Origin of the sequence: Rhizobium sp. AN73, from assembly GCF_030757975.1 — a bacterium.
GTDB lineage: Bacteria > Pseudomonadota > Alphaproteobacteria > Rhizobiales > Rhizobiaceae > Agrobacterium > Agrobacterium arsenijevicii.
On the sequence record NZ_JARWME010000002.1, the window covers coordinates 288,111 to 311,067 of the forward strand.

At 58.4% G+C, this 22,957-nt stretch carries 19 protein-coding genes and 1 pseudogene; 11 read left to right on the forward strand and 9 right to left on the reverse strand.

The window, feature by feature from the left end; translation table 11 throughout:
• Positions 1–25: 25 nt before the first annotated feature.
• The 3 genes from der (at position 26) to RBH10_RS11290 (ending at position 3,038) form a co-directional block, all read left to right on the forward strand.
• Entirely contained in the window at positions 26–1,456 is a 1,431-nt protein-coding gene (der, locus tag RBH10_RS11280; protein WP_281037152.1) for a ribosome biogenesis GTPase Der, read from the forward strand.
• A 171-nt stretch (positions 1,457–1,627) separates the two neighbouring features.
• Positions 1,628–2,236 carry a DUF2026 family protein gene (locus RBH10_RS11285; protein WP_281037151.1) on the forward strand — a complete coding sequence of 203 codons (609 nt, stop codon included), beginning with the start codon at positions 1,628–1,630 and terminating at the stop codon, positions 2,234–2,236.
• Between the two features lie 121 nt (positions 2,237–2,357).
• Complete coding sequence (locus RBH10_RS11290) at positions 2,358–3,038, forward strand: hypothetical protein (protein WP_306180613.1); 681 nt, start codon at positions 2,358–2,360, stop codon at positions 3,036–3,038.
• Between the two features lie 97 nt (positions 3,039–3,135).
• On the opposite strand, the gene RBH10_RS11295 is transcribed toward RBH10_RS11290, so the two are convergent.
• Both RBH10_RS11295 and RBH10_RS11300 read right to left on the reverse strand, forming a co-directional pair.
• Positions 3,136–4,185 (reverse strand): bifunctional monoglucosyl/glucuronosyl diacylglycerol synthase, encoded by a 1,050-nt coding sequence (locus tag RBH10_RS11295; RefSeq protein ID WP_281037149.1) that lies wholly within the window; start codon positions 4,183–4,185, stop codon positions 3,136–3,138.
• A 296-nt stretch (positions 4,186–4,481) separates the two neighbouring features.
• Positions 4,482–5,402, reverse strand: a complete 921-nt coding sequence (locus RBH10_RS11300; protein WP_281037148.1) for a sugar kinase — start codon at positions 5,400–5,402, stop codon at positions 4,482–4,484.
• Positions 5,403–5,557: 155 nt separating this feature from the next.
• Here RBH10_RS11300 and RBH10_RS11305 point away from each other — a divergent pair, with 155 nt between their 5' ends.
• The 3 genes from RBH10_RS11305 to RBH10_RS11315 all read left to right on the forward strand — a co-directional run bounded on the left by RBH10_RS11305 (position 5,558) and on the right by RBH10_RS11315 (position 8,640).
• Positions 5,558–7,222 carry an alpha-glucosidase family protein gene (locus RBH10_RS11305; protein WP_281037147.1) on the forward strand — a complete coding sequence of 555 codons (1,665 nt, stop codon included), beginning with the start codon at positions 5,558–5,560 and terminating at the stop codon, positions 7,220–7,222.
• Positions 7,219–7,674: an aminoglycoside 6'-N-acetyltransferase gene (gene aac(6'), locus RBH10_RS11310; protein ID WP_281037146.1), complete on the forward strand. Its 456-nt coding sequence runs from the start codon at positions 7,219–7,221 to the stop codon at positions 7,672–7,674. Before RBH10_RS11305 ends, aac(6') begins: the two co-directional genes overlap by 4 nt.
• Before the next feature lie 420 nt (positions 7,675–8,094).
• Positions 8,095–8,640: a hypothetical protein gene (locus RBH10_RS11315; RefSeq protein WP_281037145.1), complete on the forward strand. Its 546-nt coding sequence runs from the start codon at positions 8,095–8,097 to the stop codon at positions 8,638–8,640.
• A 102-nt stretch (positions 8,641–8,742) separates the two neighbouring features.
• On the opposite strand, the gene ade is transcribed toward RBH10_RS11315, so the two are convergent.
• Complete coding sequence (gene ade, locus RBH10_RS11320; RefSeq protein ID WP_281037144.1) at positions 8,743–10,437, reverse strand: adenine deaminase; 1,695 nt, start codon at positions 10,435–10,437, stop codon at positions 8,743–8,745.
• Between the two features lie 276 nt (positions 10,438–10,713).
• Between ade and RBH10_RS11325 the strand changes: the two are divergent.
• Positions 10,714–11,659, forward strand: a pseudogene (locus RBH10_RS11325) (HD-GYP domain-containing protein).
• Between the two features lie 69 nt (positions 11,660–11,728).
• On the opposite strand, the gene RBH10_RS11330 reads toward RBH10_RS11325, so the two are convergent.
• Complete coding sequence (locus tag RBH10_RS11330; protein ID WP_306180614.1) at positions 11,729–13,918, reverse strand: anthranilate synthase; 2,190 nt, start codon at positions 13,916–13,918, stop codon at positions 11,729–11,731.
• Positions 13,919–14,200: 282 nt separating this feature from the next.
• Here RBH10_RS11330 and RBH10_RS11335 point away from each other — a divergent pair, with 282 nt between their 5' ends.
• Positions 14,201–15,106, forward strand: coding sequence for an extensin family protein (locus RBH10_RS11335; protein ID WP_281037142.1), 906 nt, complete (start codon positions 14,201–14,203; stop codon positions 15,104–15,106).
• Positions 15,107–15,160: 54 nt separating this feature from the next.
• Here the strand turns inward: RBH10_RS11335 and RBH10_RS11340 are convergent, their stop codons facing one another.
• The gene (locus RBH10_RS11340) at positions 15,161–17,401 is read right to left on the reverse strand and encodes a TonB-dependent hemoglobin/transferrin/lactoferrin family receptor (RefSeq protein WP_281037141.1); all 2,241 of its coding nucleotides are present in this window, start codon (positions 17,399–17,401) and stop codon (positions 15,161–15,163) included.
• Between the two features lie 358 nt (positions 17,402–17,759).
• Between RBH10_RS11340 and RBH10_RS11345 the strand changes: the two genes are divergently transcribed.
• Positions 17,760–18,281, forward strand: a complete 522-nt coding sequence (locus tag RBH10_RS11345) for a TIGR00645 family protein (protein ID WP_045022918.1) — start codon at positions 17,760–17,762, stop codon at positions 18,279–18,281.
• Between the two features lie 100 nt (positions 18,282–18,381).
• Positions 18,382–19,098, forward strand: coding sequence for a helix-turn-helix transcriptional regulator (locus RBH10_RS11350; protein WP_281037140.1), 717 nt, complete (start codon positions 18,382–18,384; stop codon positions 19,096–19,098).
• Between the two features lie 36 nt (positions 19,099–19,134).
• Here RBH10_RS11350 and RBH10_RS11355 read toward each other — a convergent pair whose 3' ends face one another.
• The 4 genes from RBH10_RS11355 to RBH10_RS11370 all read right to left on the reverse strand — a co-directional run bounded on the left by RBH10_RS11355 (position 19,135) and on the right by RBH10_RS11370 (position 22,011).
• The gene (locus RBH10_RS11355; protein ID WP_281037139.1) at positions 19,135–20,292 is read right to left on the reverse strand and encodes a DUF2333 family protein; all 1,158 of its coding nucleotides are present in this window, start codon (positions 20,290–20,292) and stop codon (positions 19,135–19,137) included.
• A 230-nt stretch (positions 20,293–20,522) separates the two neighbouring features.
• Positions 20,523–20,975: a pseudoazurin gene (locus RBH10_RS11360; protein ID WP_281037138.1), complete on the reverse strand. Its 453-nt coding sequence runs from the start codon at positions 20,973–20,975 to the stop codon at positions 20,523–20,525.
• Between the two features lie 114 nt (positions 20,976–21,089).
• A complete protein-coding gene (locus tag RBH10_RS11365) occupies positions 21,090–21,671 on the reverse strand; it encodes a thymidine kinase (protein WP_281037137.1) in 582 nt (193 codons plus the stop codon).
• Between the two features lie 25 nt (positions 21,672–21,696).
• A complete protein-coding gene (locus RBH10_RS11370) occupies positions 21,697–22,011 on the reverse strand; it encodes a hypothetical protein (RefSeq protein ID WP_306180616.1) in 315 nt (104 codons plus the stop codon).
• On the opposite strand from RBH10_RS11370, the gene RBH10_RS11375 reads away from it, so the two are divergent.
• On the forward strand, positions 22,002–22,952 hold the full coding sequence (locus RBH10_RS11375) for a choline ABC transporter substrate-binding protein (RefSeq protein WP_281037136.1): 951 nt from the start codon (positions 22,002–22,004) through the stop codon (positions 22,950–22,952). The genes RBH10_RS11370 and RBH10_RS11375 overlap by 10 nt on opposite strands.
• The last annotated feature ends 5 nt before the right edge of the window (positions 22,953–22,957 follow it).

A 22,957-nucleotide genomic window follows, 5' to 3' on the forward strand; every position in this document is an offset into this window, starting at 1 on the left:
TCCCACCTCCAAGGATTAACGATCAATGAGCTTCACCGTCGCCATAGTCGGGCGCCCCAATGTCGGCAAGTCCACGCTTTTCAACCGTCTGGTCGGAAAGAAGCTGGCGCTTGTGGACGATACGCCGGGTGTCACCCGTGACCGCCGCCCCGGCGACGCGAAGCTTGTCGACCTTCGTTTCACCATCATCGATACCGCCGGTCTGGAACAGGCAGGGCCGGAGACGCTTCAGGGCCGCATGTGGGCGCAGACGGAAGCGGCGATCGATGAAGCCGATGTGACGCTGTTTGTCGTCGACGCCAAGGCAGGCCTGACGCCCGCCGACGAGACGCTGGCCGAAATGCTGCGCCGTCGCGGCAAGCCGGTGGTTCTGGTGGCCAACAAATCCGAAGCGCGCGGTTCTGATGCGGGCTTTTATGATGCCTTCACGCTGGGTCTTGGCGACCCTTGCGCCATCTCTGCCGAACACGGGCAGGGCATGATCGATCTGCGCGACGCCATCGTCGAGGCGATCGGCGAGGACGTTGCCTTCCCGCCTGAGGTGGACGAGGCGGAAACCGATATCGTTCTTCCGCGTCACGAACCGGGCAGCGAGGAAGAGGAAGAAGAAGAGCCTGTTTATGACGAGACCAAGCCGCTGCGCGTCGCCATCATTGGCCGGCCTAATGCGGGCAAGTCCACGCTCATCAACCGTTTTCTCGGTGAAGACCGCCTGCTGACCGGCCCGGAAGCCGGTATCACCCGCGACAGCATTTCCGTCGAGTGGGACTGGCGCGGCCGCACCATCAAGATGTTCGACACGGCCGGCATGCGCCGCAAGGCCAGGGTAACGGAAAAGCTCGAAAAGCTTTCCGTTGCGGATTCGCTGCGCTCCATCCGTTTTGCTGAAACGGTGGTGATCGTGTTCGACAGCACCATTCCGTTCGAAAAGCAGGATTTGCAGCTGGTCGATCTCGTCATTCGTGAAGGCCGCGCCGCCGTGCTCGCCTTCAACAAATGGGATCTGGTCGAAGACCCGCAGGCATTCCTTGCCGATCTGCGCGAAAAGACCGAACGTCTTCTGCCGCAGGCCCGTGGCATCCGCGCCGTGCCGATGTCCGGCCAGACGGGCTACGGCCTCGACCGGTTGATGCAGAACATCATCGATACCGACAAGATCTGGAACCGCCGCATCTCGACCGCCAAGCTCAATCGCTGGCTGGATTCGCAGACGACGCAGCATCCGCCGCCGGCCGTTTCCGGCCGTCGCCTCAAGCTGAAATACATGACGCAGGTAAAGGCCCGCCCGCCAGCTTTCATGATCTCCTGCACCCGTCCGGAAGCGATCCCGGAAAGCTATACGCGTTACCTCGTCAACGGCCTGCGCAAGGATTTCGACATGCCGGGCGTGCCGATCCGCGTGCATTATCGCGGCTCCGACAATCCGTTCGAGAGCAAGGCGAAGAAGAGGCGTTAATCTCACGCACGGGCAGACGTTGACTAAGGGGTCTCCTCATATCGGACGTCATCCTCGGGCTTGACCCGAGGATCCACAACTCTCTGATTTGCTGACGTGCTTGGCTCCTCGGGTCAAGCCCGAGGATAACGTCGAGCGAAAATAACAAGTCAGCGAAAGGGTACAGGCATCATGTTGATCAAGCAAACCGACTATCACCGGATTTACCGCGTCATCAACAGCCTGCTCGTCAACGACAATGCCGATCCCGCTTCGGCCAGCATGTATTTCAGCACCTTCGGTGCGTTCATCCTTCAGCAGCATTACAAGGTGAAGGCTGTGCCGAAGGGCGGGCTTGCCGCTTACAATCTGGGTGGGACTGTCCTGCTTTTCGCAGACCATCGTGATGATGGATACGTGACCGGCGCCGGTGACAATTTCCATTGCTGGGTCGAGGCCGACGGATGGGCGATTGATTTCATGGCGCCCGCTTTCTCGCAAAGTGCGCAGGGATTGACCGTGCCGCCGAAGATGTTTCAACGTCCGCTGTCGGCAATGGCAGCTTCCATCAACGATCTTAATCAGTCCGGCGATTTCTTCTACCGATCCGAGCCGGAAGCCACTGCGCGACGTTTTGCCGACTGGCACAAACAGGCGATGATCGGCGATCTCGCAAGCGTTGCCGCGAAATGGTTTCGAAAGTCGCCGAAACAGATGTCGGCCTCGCTTTCGGTCACGGAGCGGGATGGCAAGGCGCGGACTGTGCCGCTTTCCGGCCAAATGCTCACCGGAGCATGGTAAAGGCAGGTTACGCTGCACGCCGTCGATCCCGAAGATTTTGGCAGCAAAAGGCCTTTTGATTTATAAGGGCAATCGTTGCTACAAGACTGAGCTTCAACAGCGACGGGATTGATGTGCTCCTATGGCCGATGACACCATTTCAATAAGCTTTACGCCCGACCCGGAACATGTCCCCGCCTATGTCTACGGCTATCAAAATCAGGCGTATGAAAATTACAGCATGATTCTCGACAAGTCCTGGACACGCCATTTTGCCTCGGCAAGAGTGAAGCTGTCGATATTTGCGGGACTGGCTGCCGGTTTCATCTATTCCCTAAGCCTGCCGTGGTTTCCGGGCGTCTGGCCGGTGGTCGGTTATTGGGTATTTGCTCCCGCACCGTTTGTGGCTCTCGTCATCTGGTGCATTATCTGGCAGGGCGCGAGACGGGAGATGAAATCCTATTACGAGGTCCTTGCGCACTGGAATATCGCCAACGAGCGAATGTATTCGCCTCATTATCAGATAGAGATCGGGCCTGAGGGCTACAAGCAGATCACACGACTGGACACCGTGCAGCTAAGCTGGGCACGCTATCATCTCGCGATCACGCCGCCGGACAGTTTGGTACTTGTTTTCCATGGAACGGTGGCTGTCATACCCAACAGCGCCTTGCCGATCGCTCCAAAGGACCTTGTCGAAAAAATCAATCATTGGTGCACAGCCCAACAAAAAAGAAATCGTCCGTTTGTCCGGAAATTAGGACGGCCAGCGTGTCCTCGCGGCAGCCGCCTGACGTCAATCAGCAGCCCGACCCCGTTCTAAAGATAACGGCGGTCGCGTCCAGATCGTCTTGTGACACTCCTGTCGTGTTTCGTCCACCGTTCCCCGATAAAATGTCGGGGATCAAAGCGCCGTCGCGTCAGGCAAGCCGTGAGCGGGACAGGAGCGGCAGGGATTTTCCGGCAGCATGAATGACATTGTCGAGGAATTGCCGCGACGCCTTTTCCCAGCTGTAGCTTTTGGAAAGCGCCAGGGCCTCCTGCGGTGAACAATGAAGCGCTGCAAGGCAGGCATCGCGCAGATTGTCGTTCAGCGCTCCCGCCGCGGGATTGCCGCCGAGAATATCGATCGGCCCGGTAACGGGGAATGCGGCCACCGGCACGCCGCTTGCCAGCGCTTCCAGAATGGTGTTGCCGAACGTATCGGTCTTCGAGGGGAAAACGAAAACATCGGCCTGCGCATAGGCATCGGCCAGTTCTTCACCGGTCTTGATACCGGTAAACAGCACGTCCGGGTATTTTTCCTGCAGCTCGTGGCGGGCAGGGCCGTCGCCGATCACGACCTTCGATCCGGGCAGGTCGAGCTCGAGGAATTCCGGCAGGTTCTTTTCCACCGCCACGCGCCCGACCGTCATGAAGATCGGCCTCGGCAGATCGAAGGGAAGCGTGGTTTTCGGCCGGGGATGGAACAGTTCGGCATCGATGCCGCGGCTCCAGCGTTTCAGGTTGCGCACACCACGGGCTTCAAGTTCGGTCTCGAGGCTTGGCGTTGCCACCATGCAGGTGTTGCCGCCATTGTGGAACCAGCGCACGAAAGCATAAAGCCAGCTTTCCGGGATCGGGAAACGCGCCGCGACATATTCGGGAAAGCGTGTGTGATAGCTGGTGGAAAAACGCATCCCGTTCTTCACACACCAGCGCCGCGCCATGAAACCCAGCGGCCCTTCCGTGGCAATATGCACGAAGGAAGGCTGGCTTTTTTCGATCTCCGCTGCGACACGGCGATAGCCGGCAACCGACAGGCGGATTTCCGGATAGGTCGGGCAGGGGATGCTGTAGAAACTCTGCGGCGTCACCATGTGCACATCCACGCCCAGCCGCGCGAGTTCCGTATTGGTGTTTTCGATGGAACGAACCACGCCGTTGACCTGCGGGTGCCAGGCATCTGTGACAATCGTGATTCTCGTCATGAAACACCGATCCTGCTCAACTGCGCGCGGGCGATTCCCCACCACCCGGCTTCCGCCCGTATATGCGGCGTGCGTGTTACAGGATCATGTCAGGGCGAATGAGGGTAGAGAAGTGTCCTTTGCGCACACAAGCTTGCTCTTGTCCGTAATGCGCGCTCCTCCTCATCCCTGTGCTTGTCACAGGGATCCAGCCAGGCCAAGTCCTTGGGCTGAAAAGACTCCTCTCGCCGCGCAGACGCGCGTCGGCTGGATTCCTGTGACAAGCACAGGAATGAGGGAAGCCGGTCCGTCTGGCGTTATCCGACCAGCGGGAGAAGCTCGGGGCTGATCAGCGCGCCGTGATGGCCGATGACGGTTGCCGCTGCCCGTGCGGCGAACACGGCTGCCTCTTGCGGCGAGCTGCCGGTCACATAACGGGCAAGGAACGCGCCGTTGAAGCTGTCGCCCGCACTTGTCGTATCCACCACGTCCACGGCTTCCACCGCCGGTGCGTGGCTGCGGGCACCGCCGAAATCGAGTGTCGCACCCTTCGCGCCGTCCTTGACGACGATATTGGCGACGCCGAGCGCACGGTAGCGCTCAATGGTCGCTTCCACGGAGCCGTCGCCGAAATGGCTGGCTTCGTCATCGAAGCTCGGCATGACCAGCGTTGCGGCGCGCGCGCCGTTGGTGATCGTTTCGAGCATCGTGTCCTTGTCGGACCAGAGGCGCGGGCGGATGTTCGGGTCGAAGACCACGGGCTTGCCCGCCGCCTTGGCGCGGCGCAGTTCCGCAAGGAAGGTATCGACATCATTCGGCGAAGCGAGAATGGCGAGTGTGATGCCGGAGAAATAGACGACGTCGGCGCTTTCCACCGTCCTGCGCAGGTGATCCGCATCGGCCGCGAGCTGTCTTGCAGCGGCGGCGTTGCGCCAGTAGCTGAAGGTGCGCTCGCCGTCCTTGAGGTTGATGAGGTAAAGGCCGGGCGTGCCGCCCTTTATGATGCGGATTTTTTCCGTTCCGATACCGGCTTCAGTGATGAAGGCCAGCATGTCCTGCGAAAGAGGATCGTCACCGAGTGCGGTGAAATAGTCGACGGACCAGTCGTCGGGCAGGCAGGCACGCGCGTACCAGGCCGTATTGAACGTATCACCGGCAAAACCCTTGCGCAGCAGCCCGTTTCCGGCCTGCGACAGTTCCACCATGCACTCGCCAATCGACAGAAACCGTCCGCCCACGCCGTCATCCTCCCGTTTTTTCCAGCCATGCGGCTTACGACGAGTGCAGGCCGCTGACAAGTGCGGTTTTGGCCGATTGTGCATGTGCGAAGTTCCGGTTTACGCGGACGCATTGGCTTTATATTCTCGCGCCAGATACCATCAGGAGATCGCCGATGACGCCAACCCATGCCACGGTCCACAAACCCCAAGCGCAATCGGACTGGTGGAAGGGAGCGGTGATCTATCAGGTCTATCCGCGCTCCTTTCAGGACACGACCGGCGACGGATATGGTGATCTTGCGGGGGTGACGAAGCGGCTGTCCTATATCGCCTCGCTCGGCGTCGACGCCATCTGGCTTTCGCCTTTCTTCACCTCGCCCATGGCCGATATGGGCTATGATGTTTCCGATTATTGCAATGTCGATCCGATGTTCGGCACGCTCGCCGATTTCGACGCGCTGATGGCCGAGGCGCACCGGCTGGGGCTGAAGGTCATCATCGATCAGGTGATCTCGCACACATCCGACAAGCACCCCTGGTTCGTGGACAGCCGCGCCAGCCGCATCAACAGCAAGGCAGACTGGTATGTCTGGGCCAATCCCAAGCCGGATGGCACCGCACCCACCAACTGGCTTTCGGTGTTTGGCGGGCCGGCATGGGAATGGGACGGCGTGCGCAAGCAATATTACATGCACAGCTTCCTTGCCTCGCAGCCGGACCTGAATTTCCACAATCCGGAGGTTCAGGACGCGCTTCTGGAAACCGTACGGTTTTGGCTTGATCGCGGCGTCGACGGTTTTCGCCTCGATACCGTCAATCACTATTTCCACGACAAGCTGCTGCGCGACAACCCGCCGCTTTTCGACGACGAAAGCTTCGGTCTCGATGCGTCCGACGTCAATCCTTACGGCATGCAGGATCATCTCTACGACAAAACGCGGCCGGAAAACGTGGCCTTCCTCAAGCGCTTCCGGGCGCTGCTCGATGAATATGAGGGCCGCGCCACCGTGGGCGAGGTGGGTGACGGCGCGCGATCGTTGAAGACGGTTGCGGCCTATACATCCGGCGATGACAAGCTCAACATGTGCTACACCTTCGATCTTCTGGGCCCGGAGTTCAGCGCAAAACACCTGCGCAGCTCGGTGGAGACTTTCGGCAAGGTCGTTACGGATGGCTGGGTATGCTGGGCCTTTTCCAACCACGACGTGGTGCGCCACCTCAGCCGTTTTTCCGAAGGCACTGAAGAACAGACGCGGGTTGCGAAGCTCGCCATCTGCGTTCTTGCCAGCCTGCGCGGCTCGATATGTCTTTATCAGGGCGAGGAGCTTGGTCTGACCGAGGCCGAACTCGCTTTCGAAGATCTGCGCGATCCCTATGGCATTCGTTTCTGGCCCGCCTTCAAGGGCCGCGACGGATGCCGCACGCCGATGGTGTGGGAGACCGGCAAACCGAATGCCGGTTTTTCAAGCGCTGAGAAGCCGTGGCTGCCGGTGCCTTACGCCCATGCCATGCAGGCGGCGGATGCGCAGGAGCGCAAGCCGGACTCGGTTCTCAATCACTACCGTGCAGTTTTGTCCTTTCGCAAAACCCATGGTGCGTTGCGCGACGGCGACATGGACTTCATCAAGACCAACCTTGATGTGCTGGCCTTCACGCGCCACAAGGGTGACGAAAAACTGCTGTTCGTCTTTAACCTTACCCGCGACGCGGTTGAATTTCCAGTTCCGAAGGGCATGCGCGTCACCGATATCTTGCCTATGCCGGGCTTTGAGCCGCTGTTCGATGCTGGCACCGTGAAGCTTGAGGGGCTGGATGTGTTTTGCGGGGTCGTCGCGTGAGCAGGCAATTTGTCATCAAGGACGCCGCCGTATCGCTGGATGACTGGTCCCTTTTGCGACACCGTTTATGGCCCGATGCCTCACCTGCCGAACACAGGGCGGAATTGCAGGACCTCTCCGACAACGAGGTCGGATTTATGGCCTATGATCTGGCCGGAGTGGCTATCGGTTTTGCCGATGTCAGTCTTCGGCATGACTATGTCAACGGATGCGATACTTCGCCCGTGGCCTTTCTCGAAGGCGTTTATGTGGAAGAGGCATTCCGCGGCCAGGGCGTCGCTGCCGCGCTGATCGATGAGGTGACCCGTTGGGCAATCAGCAAGGACGTGAGCGAACTTGCCTCTGATGCCGATATTTCCAATGTCGATTCACACCGCATGCACGCGGCGCTTGGGTTTGAGGAAACGGAACGGGTCGTTTATTTTAGGAAGTTTTTGTCCTCGGATTCATAACTTGTCGACACAGTTAAACCAGCTGATTTAACAATCTGTCCGTATAGCGTTGTCTGAACCGGGCATTTTGACGCTAACTTTGTCAGCGAAGTAGCTCGGCTCGTTTATGCTCGATCCGGGAGCCCGCATGGGGCCGCCACCTGAGTTGGGTCTTGGCTGCTGGATGCAAAGCCATCTCCATCATTAAATAATAAAATATCAGATTAATAGTATTTTTAATTATTATTATAATTTAAAGGACGCATATTTCGGTCTTATGCATGTGTATATCCTTTGGTGTATCGTAAAAATTACGCGTTACGGATGATGGTTATTTACATTGCTTGGTGAATTGGTGAGTTATAGGCAAGGTTCGAATATTAATGTTTGAATTACACCATATTTTTCGGTCGCCATCCATAAAGCGAAGCAGGGATTGTCATGTCCGTATCATTCAAGGATTGGAATCAGAGCAATTCCACATCCTCACGCACGCGAGTTCAGGCAACCGCCGCGCCATCTGTCAAAAGTATTTTCCCTTCCGGACAATCCTCCGTCCGCGCAGCCACAACGGATTCAACGCGAAAAACGTCTTCAATCGACTACCTCGCGTCGTCCGCATTTATACGGAATCTGAAGACCAAGCTTTCGACGACAGGAGACGACCCGGCGCAATATCTGCGTGCCCAGTCGATGATGGGCGCTTTTGAGCGCGGGCGCCTACAGGTTTCCGACCCCACGCAGGGCAAATCGATCAATGCCTGGGATCCGAGTCAGAAAAATGCCAAGCCGACAGCGGCTACGGAGATCGCCAAGACTAACTGGGTTGACTTCCTGAACTCCCAACTCAAACGCACCGAGGATGGAGCGTTTTCCAAGGACGGAAGTGGTAGCTATGTCGACAAAGCGACAGAAAAGCACGCCTATTTTGGCAGAATAGCTGGCAACTATTATTATGTGACTTGGCCTTCTGAAACGAAACCATAAGGCTATTGGCGGGACATCTCAGAAGGCGTGTGGTCGATCATGCTGCGGCTTCACGACGAAAATGCACGCCCCCAAGGCTGTCAGTGACGCCCCGTTCGCAACTTAAATCAGCGTAAACCGGTCCACATCCACCATGCCCATATCGGAAATCTTCAGATGGGGGATGACGGGTAGCGGCAGGAAGGCGACCTGCAGGAACGGTTCCTCCAGCGTCGTGCCGAGCGCATAGGCAGCCTTTCGCAGGGTGTGAAGCGTATCGCGCACCGTTTCGTAGGGTTCGAGGCTCATCAGCCCGGCAACGGGGAGTGGAATTTCGCCAGTCACCTTGCCGTCTTCCACCACCACGAAACCGCCTTTGATTTCGCCGAGGCGGTTGGCGGCCAGCGCCATGTCGTCCTCGTTCACGCCGACAACGCAGATATTGTGGCTGTCATGGCCGACGGTGGAGGCGATGGCTCCCTTTTTCAGCCCGAAGCCCTGCACGAAGCCATTGGCGTGGTTGCCGTTCTTGCCGTGACGTTCGATGACGGCGACCTTGATGATGTCGTTCTCCAGATCGACGGTCGTCTGGTTGCCATCCGTCGGCAGCTTGTAGCGGCGATGTTCGGTGATGATCTTGCCGGGAAGTACGCCCATGACAGGGGTCTCGCCTTCGGTAACCGGCACGCCGAAATGGGAGGTCAGCACCGGTCTTGCCTTGACGCTGTCGAGACCGACGGGTGCTACCGGCTTGCGGGTGGCAAACAGGGCGTCATCGACGACGCGGCCGCCGGAGAACACCATGCTCGCCTTGCAGTTCTGCAACGTGTCGATCACCACGAGGTCCGCGCGCCAGCCGGGTGCTATAAGACCGCGATCGCGCAGGCCAAAAGCCTTTGCTGCGGAAATCGAGGCGGCGCGGTAGATGGCGAGCGGCTCCACGCCGCTGGCGATGGCCGTGCGGATCATGTAGTCGAGGTGGCCCTGCTCGGCGATATCGAGCGGGTTGCGGTCATCCGTGCAGAGCGCCAGATAGGGAGAAAGGCGCTCGGTGATGATTGGCATCAGGGCGTGCAGGTCTTTTGAAACCGAGCCTTCGCGCACCAGAATATGCATGCCCTTGCGGATCTTCTCCAGCGCCTCGGCGGCAGTCGTGCATTCGTGCTCGGTGCGGATGCCGGCTGAGAGATAACCGTTCAGCGCTGCCCCGGAGAGAAGCGGGGCGTGCCCGTCGATATGCTGGCCCTGAAAGGCTTCGAGCTTTGCCATGCAAACCGGGTCCTTATGGATGACACCCGGGAAATTCATGAATTCGGCAAGCCCGATAACCTTCGGATGATCGCGGAACGGCAGCAGTTTTTCGATCGGCAGATCTGCGCCCGAGGTTTCCAGATGGGTTGCGGGCACACAGGAGGAGAGCTGCACGCGGATGTCCATGATGGTTTCCATGGAACTGTCTAGGAAGAACTGAAGTCCTTCCACGCCGAGAACATTGGCGATCTCATGCGGGTCGCAAATGGCGGTGGTAACGCCATAGGGCAGAACGCAGCGGTCGAATTCGTGCGGCGTGACCAGCGACGATTCGATATGGAGATGGGTATCGATGAAACCTGGAACGACGATCTTTCCGGAAATATCGATTTCCCGGCGGCCTTTGTAGTTTTCACCGGTTCCAACGATGGTATCGCCGCAGATGGCGATATCAGAGGCAACAAGTTCTCCAGTCACGAGGTCGAAGAATCGTCCGCCCTTGAGGACCATATCTGCAGGCTCTCGGCCCGTACCCTGATCGATGCGCGTTTCAAGTTTCGAATTCATGCGGCTTTTCTTCGGCTCCTGGTTTACGTCGTGTGCGAGAATTTTCAGTATTTACATTCTAGGGTTGTTTCTTGTTTTATTCGGACTAATTCTTTGCGTTTTAAATATATCCAGAGTAAAAAATTTTCATATTCGTGTTATCTTATCTACTATGTTGCATATTTAAACAGTTTCGGGAGGCGTAACTTTATCCGTTCAGGCAGGCTGGGTTTATACCGGCGTTTCACCAATGACGGTCTAGGTTACCATTCCCGGGAAGGAAAATAAAAGCGTCTGATGCTCAAACGAATTTCCACCCGGCAATTAACTGTTGGCATGTTTATCGAAGCGGTCGAGGGAGCGCTTTCGAACAGTAAATTTTTGCAGCGACATCGGTTTCTTCTGCGGCATGAAGAGTTGATGCGTCAATTGAAACTGAGCGGCGCTGAAAGCATCATCATCAACACGGCCAAGGGAAACGATATCGAGGGTAAGCCGGGTTCCACCGGAACCGTCGCGCCGCACTCGGACAATGGTCCCGACAGCATTGCCGCCGTCACCCACGCCGTGCGCTCGGCTGCCGACGCGATTGCCGAGACCTTTGCTGTTGCCGAAGCCGGCGGCTGTGTGTCGCTGAAGGGCATGGCGACGGCGGCAGGCAAGATTTCCGATGCCATCCAGCTGAACCCGGCGATTTTCATCGGCGTCACCCGGTTGAAGTCGAAGGATGAGACGACCTTCGTGCATTCGGTTTCCGTCAGCGGGTTGATGATCCATTTTGGCAATCATCTCGGGCTGGACAGGGAAACGGTCGATCTGCTCGGCATCAGCGGGCTGCTGCACGATATCGGCAAAGTGGAAATTCCCTCGTCGATCCTCAACAAGGCGGAAGGGCTGAACGCCAGCGAGCGGGAAATCATCAATCTTCACCCGACATTCGGTCGAGATATTTTGTCGCGCAACGAGCAGATGCCGGCCATGGTTCTTGATGTCTGCTTCAATCATCACGAGCGGATGGATGGCGGCGGTTATCCCAGCGGCCTTGCCGGCAACGAGATCAGCCTCTACGCGCATTGCGGCGATCTGCGATGTCTATGATGCCGTGACCTCGGTGCGGCCCTACAAGAAGCCGTGGACGGCAAATGATGCGCTGACATGGATGTTGCGCCGGGAAGGCCACTTCGACCCGCAGCTTCTGAAGAAATTCGCCTTGTGCATTTCGGCCTCGCTGCCGCGCAGTTAGCCGATCTCGACGTCGCATGGTTTGAGGCTTGCCCGGCGGCGCCGAAGTGACGCCGCCGATGCAGAATGTTTAGGCCGCCTTGGTTTTCGCCTTGCGGGTCAGATGCACCACGACGTTTTCGATCATGCGCATGCCGGCGTCCTGGCCGAGTGTCATGATCGATTCCGGGTGGAACTGAACGGCGGCCACCGGCTCCTTGGCGTGTTCGATGCCCATGATCGTACCGTCCTCGCTTTCCGCCGTGATGATGAAATCACGCGGAAGCGTGGCGGGATCGGCAAAGATCGAGTGGTAACGGCCAACGGTCACTTCCTTGCCGAGACCGGAGAAGACCAGGCCCGGTTCCAGCACGCGGATGCGCGAGGGTTTGCCGTGCATCGGCACCGCAAGCTGGCGAAGCTCGCCGCCATAGGCTTCCGCCAATGCCTGAAGACCGAGGCAGACGCCGAAGATCGGCAGCTCGCGGGCGCGGGCAGCCTTGATCGTCGCCTTGCAGTCGAAATCCGTCGGGCTGCCGGGGCCGGGCGAAAGCACGACGAGATCGGGCTGGAAGCGATCGAACACATCAGCTGCGACCGGCGATCTGACGGTGGAAACCGTGGCGCCCGTCTGGCGGAAATAATTCGCCAGCGTATGCACGAAACTGTCCTCGTGATCGACGAGCAGGATCTTGACGCCGTTGCCCACCTTGGCCGCATCGCGTTTGGTGGCGGCCGAGTTGGTGCCCTTTGCATCGCGAATGGCTGATATCATGGCGGATGCCTTCAGTTCGGTTTCGGCTTCTTCTTCCTGCGGGTTGGAATCGTTGAGTAGCGTCGCACCGGCGCGAACCTCGGCAATGCCGTCCTTGATGCGGATGGTGCGCAGCGTCAGGCCGGTATTCATGTCGCCGTTAAAGCCGACCATGCCGATCGCTCCGCCATACCAGGCACGCGGGCTCTTTTCATGGCCTTCGATGAAGCGCATGGCCCAGAGTTTCGGCGCACCGGTGACGGTGACGGCCCATGCGTGGCTGAGGAAGCCGTCAAAGGCATCCATATCGTCGCGCAGGCGACCCTCGATGTGGTCGACCGTGTGGATGAGGCGCGAATACATCTCGATCTGGCGGCGGCCGATGACCTTCACCGAACCCGGCTCGCAGACGCGGCTCTTGTCGTTGCGGTCCACATCCGAGCACATGGTCAGCTCGGATCTGTCCTTTTTCGAGTTGAGCAGTTTCAGGATCTGCTCGCTATCGGCAATCGGATCGTCGCCGCGCTTGATGGTGCCTGATATCGGGCAGGTTTCGATGCGGCGGCCAGAGACGCGCACGAACATTTCCGGCGAAGCGCCGACCAGATATTCCTGATGGCCGAGATTGATGAAGAAGGAATAGGGCGACGGGTTGATCGCCTTCAGGCGGCGGGAAATCGCCGACGGATTGCTTTCACAGCGTTCCATGAACTTCTGGCCGGGAACGACCTCGAACAGATCGCCGCGCCGGAAGCTTTCCTTAGCCTTGACTACCAGTTCGGAATATTCGCCGGGACGGTGATCGCCCTTGGGCGGGATCGTATCGGTGGTCTTGAAAGGATCGGGCGTAATGTCGGAGGATTTGCCATCCGTCGTCACGCCGCCCTTTTCGAAATCGTAACGGTCGATCCAGGCCTTGGCGGAATAGTGGTCGACGACGAGGATTTCGTCGGGCAGGTACAGAACCATGTCGCGCTGGTCTTCCGGCCGCGCCAGCGACAGCTTGATCGCGTCGAACTGGAAGGCGAGATCGTAACCGAACGCGCCGAACAGGCCGATGGCCGAATCCGCATTCGAATAGAACAGGTCGACGACGGCGCGCAGCGCGGTGAAGACGGTCGGGATCTTCGAACGTTCTTCCTCGGTGAAGACGCGGTCCGGTTCGTTGACGGTGAGATCGAGACGGCGGACGGAGGATGCGCCGAGCGTAAGATCGGGCGTCGCCTTCAGCTTTTCAGTGATGAAGTCGAGCAGGACTTCGCCGCGGCCGTTATAGGCTTCGATCCACATCTTGCGGCCGAAACAGGAAATGCCGAGCGGCGGGTCGATGATGGCCGTATCCCAGCGGGTGTAACGGCCCGGATATTCGTAGTTGGACGAGAAAACCGCGCCGCGATGTGCATCGAGCTTTTCGATGTAGTTGTCGATTGCGCTGGCATAATCGGCGGCGCGACGCTTTCGGCTGACGTTGATGCCGCCTTTCGTCTCGTAGGTTTCCGCTCCGTCATCCTGAATGATCGTTACCATTTCTTTCGCACTTCCCGTTGTTCAGGCCCGATGACAGGCGGCAGAATAACAAAAAAGCCGCCTGAAAATTCGGGCGGCTTGGACTTTGTCTGAAGACATGACTGGTCAAGGCCGCGTGAAGCTGCCCCACCACCAGTTAGCAATGTTCTTAGACACGATGTTCATGGCAAAATTGTTAGCCTGCACAATTCGCCTTGGCAAGGGGATTCCGGCGACGGAATGAACCTTACGGGCGCGAGTTGCGTTCCTGCCCTGCTGAAACAGTCAGGAGTGCCCCGCAAAATGCTTCATCGCCTGTGTCTTCTGATGATGAGCCTCGCGTTTATTTCCGCCTCCGAACCGCCACCGCAGGTGCCGGTGCCACAACCAAAACCGGGCGAGCAAGCGCCCGTCAATACGGAAAAGCCGGACGATAAAGGTGCGCAAACGCCCGAGGAGGCACCGAAGCCGACCCCCAAGCCGCAACAACAGGAACAAGGGAAACCCGAGGCAAAGCCCGACCCGGACGGGCAGGGGGACGTGGACAAGAAGAAAGACGACAGGGGACAGAAGGGTGACGAGACCGGGGCACCGGCTGGCGAGACCGCCAAACCGGAGGAGAAGCCGCCGGAACCGGTGAAGCCGGAAGACCCGGCAGCACTTCAGGCCTGCCTTGGCGCATTGAAGGACATCGGTGCGGAATTCAAACAGCTCGCGCCAATCCGCGATGAGGAGCAGGGATGTGGTATTGAGACACCGATTGAGCTTTCCGTGGTGCTGCCCGGCATCAAGCTCGAGCCATCAGGCACCATGCGCTGCGAAACCGCTCTTGCCCTTTCCCGCTGGACCAAGGAGATGATGTTACCGGCGGCGGCCCTTGCCCTGCCGGAGAAAAAGGTGACGGCGATTGCCAATGCCTCGACCTATATCTGCCGCAACCGCAACAGTGCCGAAAACGGCAAGATTTCCGAACATGCCAAGGGCAATGCCGTCGATATTTCCACCATCGCCTTCGACAAGGGCGATCCGCTGGTGATGAAACCGCGCGGTGAGGACGGAACGCCGGAGGGTGCCTTCCAGCGTACGATTACAGCCGCCGCATGCCTGTTCTTCCGCACGGTTCTTTCTCCCGGCAGCGACGCCACCCATCAGGATCACCTGCATCTCGATGTGCTGGAGCGAAAGGGCGGTTATCTCTACTGCCGCTGATAAAAAAGGGCGGCCCGAAGGCCGCCCCGACTGGAGATGATGGTCTGACCCGGTTTAGAATTTCTGGGTCAGAGAGATTTTGAAGGTACGGCCTGCTTCCGTATAAAAGTCGACAGGCTGGTTGACGGTGCTGACGGCGTTGGGGTTGACGTCGCGAACACCGACGGCATTCCAGTATTGCTTGTCGAACAGGTTATAGACACCGGCCTGAATGCGCAGGCCCTTGGTCTGCTCCGGTTCCCACCAGCCGGTCAGGTTGAAGATGCCGTAGCCGGGTGCGTCGTAGGTGGTGGGCACGTTGTCGTCACGCATATGCGAGGAGAAAATGCCGGTAAATTCCGTACCCCATGTCTCCTGGGCGTAACCGACGCCGAGGACAGACTTGAACGGTGCAACCGTGCGGATGAATTGGTTGGTGTCGGTGTCCTTGCCATAGGCGTAAGCGAGCGACGCATGGGCGAAGAAGCCGTTTGCGAGTTCCTTGCGAACCTTGGCTTCAACGCCGGAGATTTCAACATTGTTACGGTTGCGATAGGTGAAAAGGTTTCCAGCAGAACCTCTAAAGGAAAAGAGGTTGGACGTCGTCGTATATTGCTCGATGAAGTTCTTATACTTGTTGTGGAACAGCGTCAGGCTTCCCGTCAGGTCGCCTGACGCGTAGTTGGCGCCGATTTCGAAACCATTGCTGGTTTCGGGATTGAGGGTGGAGTTGCCGACCACGGCATAACCCGAGCTGATATTCGAGAAGTTCAGGTACAGCTCGTTGATCGTCGGGGCGCGGTAAGCCATGGACCATTGCGCGAAAAGCTGCAGTTCCGGCGTTACGTCGTAGGTGGCGAGCAGTTTCGGCGAGAAGCGCGAGCCGCTATTGCCGCTCGGCAGGCCGAAAGTTCTGTAGCCGCCGTTGCTGGCAACCGAACCATCAGGGTCGTAGTCGTAGGAATCGAAGCGCAGGCCGGGGGTCAGACGGAAACCGTTTCCAAACGCGATTTCGTCATCAAGATAAAGACCGAGGCTCTTGCCGCTCACGTCCGGCATGTCCGACTGTGACGACGAGGTTACTCCGCCCGTGTTGGCGTAAAGCTCCTGGCTGAAATCGGTGGTCATGGCGTTACCGCCGAAGCGTACTGTATGCTGCACGCCGCCGAGTTCGAAGCCGGATTCAAGGCCGCCGACGATACCGAAAGCGCTGTTGCGCATGCTGTCTTCGCGAATATAGAGCGAATTGTTTGTCAGCCGGTCGCCGGCGCCGGATTCCTTGGAAAGGCGCGTCCAGTAAAGCGACAGATTGGCGGCATCGATCAGGCTGTCGGTCGAAGGCGCTTCATATTCGTAGTCAAGCGAGACGCGGTCACGCTCCGTATCCTCGTAGCCCCTGTAATCGCCGATCCGGTATGTCGATCCGGTTCCCGTTACACTGACACCTTGCAGGGTCCTCATGTCGCTGCGATCCCGCAAGGAATAACGCTCGGCCGTCAGGCCGATGCGGTGGCCGCCTTCCAGATCCTGCCGGATCTTGAACATCAGGTTGCTTTCATAGGTGTCGGCGGGGTTAGGCTTGGTACGGCGGATGCCGTAGACATCGGCGAAGCCCTTGTTGTCCGTCTCGTTGCCGCGCTTGTAGGACCCCTGGAAGAGAACCGAGGTGTTTTCGATCTTCTTGGCAACGGCGAGCGATCCGCCGACGCTTCTGTCTTCGCTGTCATAGGTGGTTTTGGCAACGCCGCCCCAGTCCCTGCCTTCACCGATCAGGTCTTCCGGCTCGAGTGTTCGCAGAACGAGTGCGCCGCCAAGGGCACCGGAACCGATGCGGCTGGAATCTGCGCCGCGAACCACGTCAACCGTGGAAAGTGACGAAAAATCGAAGCTCGAATTCGTATTGCTCAAGGTGGTGGTGGCCTGTCCCTGGCGGGCGAAATTCTCGAAGAAGGGAACGGGAATATTGTCGATCAGCGTCACGACACGGGCGCCGCCCAGACCGCGAATGAACAGACCACCGGGCCTGCCGGGCTTGGCATCCACATAATCGACGCCCGGCTCGGTGGAATTTCCGAGGTCCTTGATGCTGCCGATGTCTTTCTTCCTGATGTCTTCCGCCGTCGTCTGGCTTGCAAGCGGCGTATCGGCGACAGCGTTCGCGCTTTTGACGCGCTTGCCCTTGACCACGATCTTCTCGAGCGTGGTGGTGCCGTTCGTCTGCGAAGCCGCGTCCTGCGATTGCGCAGGCCCGGCAAAGGGCAGAAGAGACATGGCAGTGCACAAAAGCAGCGCGGAATGCGTGCGCGAGATGGACATTGAATACCCCCGGGTAGGCGCGCGGAGAAGCTACGGCGCGCAAAAACGCGCCGCGCCTGCTGTCGCGGCTGAAACTGTTTTGAATCGTTACGGGCGAGCCGATAAGCGAGGACTAAAAAACATGATCATAACTGTCAACATATTATATATGACTTTTAGCATCATGTTTTAAAGCATAACGGTCCGTGGCAAAAATGTGACGCTCCGTCAGGCCGTATCCAGAGCGGTGGATAGGGCTGAAAACGACCTGATCCGGCCAAAGTCGCGACATTGCCGCTTGCTAGGATATTCGCAGCCAGTTTAGATGGCGAAAGAATGCGTGCCTCAACAATAGACAAAAAATTAATCGGATACGGAAATGAAGTCACTTGAACTGCTCGTCGAGCGGATCATTCTCTCCAGCCGCTGGCTGCTCGTCGTGTTTTATCTCGGGCTCGTCGCGGCGCTGGCGGTTTATGCGTTTTCCTTCGTGCTCAAGTTCCTGAAGGTTGCGAAAAACGTTTTCGTTTACGACGAGTCGGAAATGATCCTCGCCATGCTCGGGCTGATCGATGCGGCGCTGGTCGCGAGCCTGATCGTCATGGTGATGATCTCGGGCTACGAGAATTTCGTCAGCCGCTTCGATGAAGCGGATGCCGAGGTTTCGTTTCTGGGCAAGCTTGATGCCGGCAGCCTGAAAATCAAGGTCGCGTCGTCGATCGTGGCGATTTCGTCGATCCACCTGCTGCAGATATTCCTCAACGCCAGTCAGTATACGGACAGCCAGCTGATGTGGTTCACCATCATCCATCTGGCTTTTGTCGTCTCGGCGGTCATGCTCGGTTTCCTGGAAAAACTGATGGCCAAGCCGAAGGACAAACCCGAAAAACCGGTGCTTTAATCAAGGTAGTCCGCCCGATATGAAGGTCGCAATCGTCTTTGCCCATGCCGCATGTTCTTCGCTCCGGGGTGTTGCATCCCCGCCCGGCGGCGGCGCCTGAATGTCGAAGACGGAGCGCCAGGCCAGACTTTGCCGTGACCTTTCGACTGCTACCGACAAGCAGCAATGGCTGGCGGCGCTGCAAGAAGTGATGCATGCGTTCGATTATTCCTATGTGACCCTGCTGAGGTTGCCGGGTGGCCGCTCCGGTTATGCCTTGCCGACGGTTGTGGAAAGTAACCTGCCGATCTCGGTCGTGAATGTAATGACCAAGGATGGTGCGCTTGGCGACTGCGCTGTGATACAGCGCGGCGCTTCATCGCTGATGCCGCAATATTGGACGCTGGAAGAGGACGAGATCACCACCGGGCCGTTGGCGGAGGTAGGGGTGTCCTTGCGCGGTTTGGGCGTCACGGCCGGTCTCATGGTGCCGGTAAACGGCATGAACGGAAACCGGCATCTGATGAACTTCGCCGGCGATCGCGACACCCTGTCGCAAGCATCACTGAACGAACTGGGCATGATCGCATTACATGCTCTGGAGGCCTATGACCGCCTCTGCCACACCGGCTCCAAAGGCCGGTCGCCCCTGACGAAACGGGAACTCGACGTGGTGCGCTGGACGGCGCAGGGAAAGACCTCGGTGGAGATCGCCGAGCTTCTCTCCATCTCGGAACACACCGTCAACACCTACATGAACAACGCCATGCGCAAGCTCGATTGCGTCAATCGTGTGCAACTGGTGGCCAAGACCATCCGCCTGCGCCTGATAGACTGAGCCTGAGAGGTTGGGCCGGCCGCAAGGCCGGCACCATTATCGGTCGAGAACGGAGCGCAGTTCGACGAGGTTCGAGCGAACCCGCAGAACGTAAAATCCCATGGTGGCAAGGTGCGAAGGCATGATCCATCCGCTTTCCTCGCCGTTGGAAATGATCGCCGGCTGGATGCGAAGGGCCGCACGGGTCTGCCCCAGCGTGTCGTTCCACAGATTGGTCAGGTTACGTTCGCGGATGACCTGCGCGAAATCCGACCCGGCTGCGGAAAGCACGCCGTAATAACCGTAGAGCTGGCCATAAGCGAACCAGAAACGGTCATCGGCGCGGGTGTCGAACCAGCCGCCATTATAGTTTTCCGAGCGCTCGCGCAGAATGGCCGATGTCGAGCCGATATCGCCGGCAATGCGGTCGATGAACTGGATCAGGTTGTCGGCACGGGTATCGAAAACGGCCTTGCAGGCGACAAGTTCGCCGTTGAATGCCTGGAAGCTGCGGATGGCGGCGCGATAATAGCTGGGTGTCGGTGTCTTCGGGCCAAAGGGATCGAGGCCGAAATACCAGGAATATTCGCTGAACTGCATGTTCCCGCGTGCTTCCTGAAGATTGTTGTTGATGCCGGAGGTTCCGCGAACGCGGCCAAGCGTATCCACCAGTTCCACCGAAGTGCGGCGTACGGCCTGATTGACGCCGCGCTGGAAGGACGCCTTGTTGTCCAGAAACGGCGTGCTGTCCCAGTCCATCCCGAAAAAGCCGAGACGGTAGAGCAGCATGGAGGAAATCCATGCGTTCTGGTTGACGTTGAAATCGGTAAGATCGGCGGCGGCATCAACGATGGCAGAGCGCTGGCACACCGGCGCGGATGTGTTTGCGGCAGCACCGGTTGCGCCGGCGGCGGCAGTCGGGTTTGCGGCGGGCAATTCCTGTCCGGGCGGCACGGTGCGTTCGGCAAGCTTGTAACGGGAAATGTAATCCGGGTCGAAATTGCTCCAGACCTGCGTCTGCCAGACGAAATATCCGTAGAAGCCGGCAAGGAAAATGAGCACCAGAGCGATCGGGCCCTTGATGATCCAGTTGCGGTCGCGATACCAGCCGTGGGCGGCCATGAAAGGCCACAGAAGCCAGGCGACGGCAAGACCGGCGGCCTTGCCGATGGCGTTGAAGGCTGCCTGAATCAAAGCGGTTATCCGGTCGATCATGTCGTCATAGTCTCCTCTGCCCGTGGGGCTGGACGCCGGAAGGAAAACCCGCGGCCCGGTCGGGCGCCTTTCGGCGCCTGATAAAAGCCGCGGTCATTTATTGTCTTCCAGATATGTCCCTACCTACCGGGATACAACATGATTGCGAAACTTTTCTCAACCTGTGGTCCGCGTCGGCGCTTGCATCGTCCTTGGACTACGCGCAGAACATGCACCGCCCGAATATCCGGTTACAGGCCGAGCCTGGCGATTTCGGCATCCAGACGGTCCCGCGCCTTTTTGGGCAGCTTGCCATTCTTTATGGCATCCAGATTGGCCGGTGCCGCATCACCCACGACGACGAGCGCGACCATGCCCATGCCGAGATGCGGCGGGCATTTGATGACGTAGGCGCCTTCCTTCTCGACTGTCACCGTCAGCGTCTCGTTCATCTTGCCCTTGAAATCGGCGGCCCCCTCGGGGAGCATTTCCTTGACGGCTGCCGCGTCATGGCCCTTGTCGACGGGCACGAAGGAGATGACGTCGCCGACGGCCGCCTTGACGCTTGCGGGTTCAAAGACCATCGCCTGACCGTCGCTGCCCTTGTTGAGCATCTTCACCTCGATTTCAGCCGACAGGGCTGGAAAGGCAAAAAGGCCGGTGACGATGGCAAGGGCGGCGATTGTGGCGGTTTTGTTGTGCATATCTTTTGCTCCTGAGAGAAAGCACATCCACGCGAATGTGTTCGCATGGTTCTAGCGCAGGAGCAGGGAAACCATCTTTGCGAAAAATCAAATGCGGCAACGGGCCGCAGAGGGTCATTCGCCCTTGACGGTTTCGACCCAGTGGCGGCGGCAGAAGGAAACGTATTTTTCGTTACCGCCGACGTCGATCTGCGCGCCTTCCTTGACGACATTGCCTGCATTGTCGAAACGGGCAACCATCGTCGCCTTGCGGCCGCAATGGCAGATGGTGCGGATTTCGCGAAGCTCGTCGGCAATGGCGAGCAGTTCTCTCGAGGCCGGGAAGAGCTTGCCCTGAAAATCCGTGCGCAGGCCGTAAGCCATGACCGGAATGTTCAGCCGGTCGGCAATGCCGGCAAGCTGCCAGACGTGGTGTTCGGACAGGAAGTTAGCTTCATCGACGAAAACGCAGGCGACGGGCGTCTCTGCATGCAAGGCCGCTACCTCGGCGAAGATATCGGTGCTTCCGTCGAAGGTTCGCGCGTCGGACGAAAGGCCGATGCGCGAGGCGACGCGGCCGAAGCCCGCCCGATCGTCAAAGGCGGCCGTGAAAATCAGCGTGCGCATGCCGCGCTCGTGATAATTATAGGACGCCTGCAACAACATCGTCGACTTGCCGGCGTTCATCGCCGCATAATTGAAATAGAGTTTTGCCATCATCCACTCCCGGAGCGCCTTTGCGTCATTCGGACGCTTCGCAAGGATGCTCCTGCCTATTTGATCCGCGCATCGGCGTCACAAAACCGATTCCGGTTGTTGCCCGATGCTGCAGCCCGCGTGTTTTGACGGCGAAGGGGCGGATTGAAAAGTGCCGCGACGGGAAAAACACAGATTTCCGCACGCCGGCACGACCCGCATTGCCCGGCACGAGCCGGATATTTTCACCAATTTGTCGCAAACGGCGGGCCAAAGCACGCAAACGCACGCGAGTTGATTGTGTCTGGCAGATATTGATAATGGCAAGGGAACAAAAAAAGGGAGCAAGCGATGTTTGCAAATAGAAGTCGCTGTCTGGCTTTGGCCGCAGCAATCTCCGCCATAACGTTCAATGCGGCCAGCGCTGCCGAGCCGGCAAGTTGCGGCAAAGTGCGTTTCTCCGACGTGGGCTGGACCGATATCACGGCCACGACGGCGACTGCCACGGTGCTGCTGAAAAGCCTCGGTTATGAAACCGACGTGAAGCTTCTTTCGGTGCCTGTCACCTATACATCGCTTAAAAACAAGGACATCGACGTCTTCCTCGGCAACTGGATGCCGACCATGGAAGGCGATATCGCGCCTTACCGCGCCGACAAGTCGGTCGAAACGCTGCGCGAAAACCTGACCGGCGCGAAATATACGCTGGCGACCAATGCCAAGGGTGCTGAACTCGGCATCAAGGACTTCAAGGACATCGCGGCCCATAGCAGCGATCTCGGCGGCAAGATCTATGGCATCGAGCCGGGCAATGACGGCAACCGCCTGATCCTCGACATGGTGGCCAAGGATACTTTCGGGCTGAAGAGTTTCGAAGTGGTTGAATCCTCCGAGCAGGGCATGCTGTCGCAGGTCGCGCGTGCGGAAAAATCCCATGAGCCGATTGTCTTCCTCGGCTGGGAACCGCATCCCATGAATGCGAATTTCAAGCTGACCTATCTGACCGGCGGTGACGAGGTGTTCGGCCCCAACCTCGGCGGCGCGACGATCTACACCAATGTCCGCAAGGGTTACACGCAGGAATGCCCGAATGTCGGCGTTCTTCTCAAGAACATGGAATTCACCCTGCCCATGGAAAACGAGATTATGGGCAAGATCCTGAATGACGGCCTTGAGGGCGAAGCGGCTGCGACCGCCTGGCTGAAGGCCAACCCGGCGGCGATCGAGCCGTGGCTCGCCAACGTCAAGACCAAGGACGGCAGCGACGCCTTGCCCGCCGTCAAGAAGGCACTGGGCCTCTAAGCCGC

Excerpts from the sequence above, each read along its gene's own strand:
- RBH10_RS11335 (WP_281037142.1), top strand. The coding sequence starts at position 14,201 with ATGCTTCATCGCCTGTGTCTTCTGATGATGAGCCTCGCGTTTATTTCC.
- RBH10_RS11365 (WP_281037137.1), bottom strand. The coding sequence starts at position 21,671 with ATGGCAAAACTCTATTTCAATTATGCGGCGATGAACGCCGGCAAGTCG.
- RBH10_RS11330 (WP_306180614.1), bottom strand. The coding sequence starts at position 13,918 with ATGGTAACGATCATTCAGGATGACGGAGCGGAAACCTACGAGACGAAA.
- RBH10_RS11290 (WP_306180613.1), top strand. The coding sequence starts at position 2,358 with ATGGCCGATGACACCATTTCAATAAGCTTTACGCCCGACCCGGAACAT.
- der (WP_281037152.1), top strand. The coding sequence starts at position 26 with ATGAGCTTCACCGTCGCCATAGTCGGGCGCCCCAATGTCGGCAAGTCC.
- RBH10_RS11345 (WP_045022918.1), top strand. The coding sequence starts at position 17,760 with ATGAAGTCACTTGAACTGCTCGTCGAGCGGATCATTCTCTCCAGCCGC.
- RBH10_RS11315 (WP_281037145.1), top strand. The coding sequence starts at position 8,095 with ATGTCCGTATCATTCAAGGATTGGAATCAGAGCAATTCCACATCCTCA.
- RBH10_RS11285 (WP_281037151.1), top strand. The coding sequence starts at position 1,628 with ATGTTGATCAAGCAAACCGACTATCACCGGATTTACCGCGTCATCAAC.
- RBH10_RS11350 (WP_281037140.1), top strand. The coding sequence starts at position 18,382 with ATGTCGAAGACGGAGCGCCAGGCCAGACTTTGCCGTGACCTTTCGACT.
- ade (WP_281037144.1), bottom strand. The coding sequence starts at position 10,437 with ATGAATTCGAAACTTGAAACGCGCATCGATCAGGGTACGGGCCGAGAG.
- RBH10_RS11355 (WP_281037139.1), bottom strand. The coding sequence starts at position 20,292 with ATGATCGACCGGATAACCGCTTTGATTCAGGCAGCCTTCAACGCCATC.
- RBH10_RS11375 (WP_281037136.1), top strand. The coding sequence starts at position 22,002 with ATGTTTGCAAATAGAAGTCGCTGTCTGGCTTTGGCCGCAGCAATCTCC.
- RBH10_RS11360 (WP_281037138.1), bottom strand. The coding sequence starts at position 20,975 with ATGCACAACAAAACCGCCACAATCGCCGCCCTTGCCATCGTCACCGGC.
- RBH10_RS11340 (WP_281037141.1), bottom strand. The coding sequence starts at position 17,401 with ATGTCCATCTCGCGCACGCATTCCGCGCTGCTTTTGTGCACTGCCATG.
- RBH10_RS11305 (WP_281037147.1), top strand. The coding sequence starts at position 5,558 with ATGACGCCAACCCATGCCACGGTCCACAAACCCCAAGCGCAATCGGAC.
- RBH10_RS11295 (WP_281037149.1), bottom strand. The coding sequence starts at position 4,185 with ATGACGAGAATCACGATTGTCACAGATGCCTGGCACCCGCAGGTCAAC.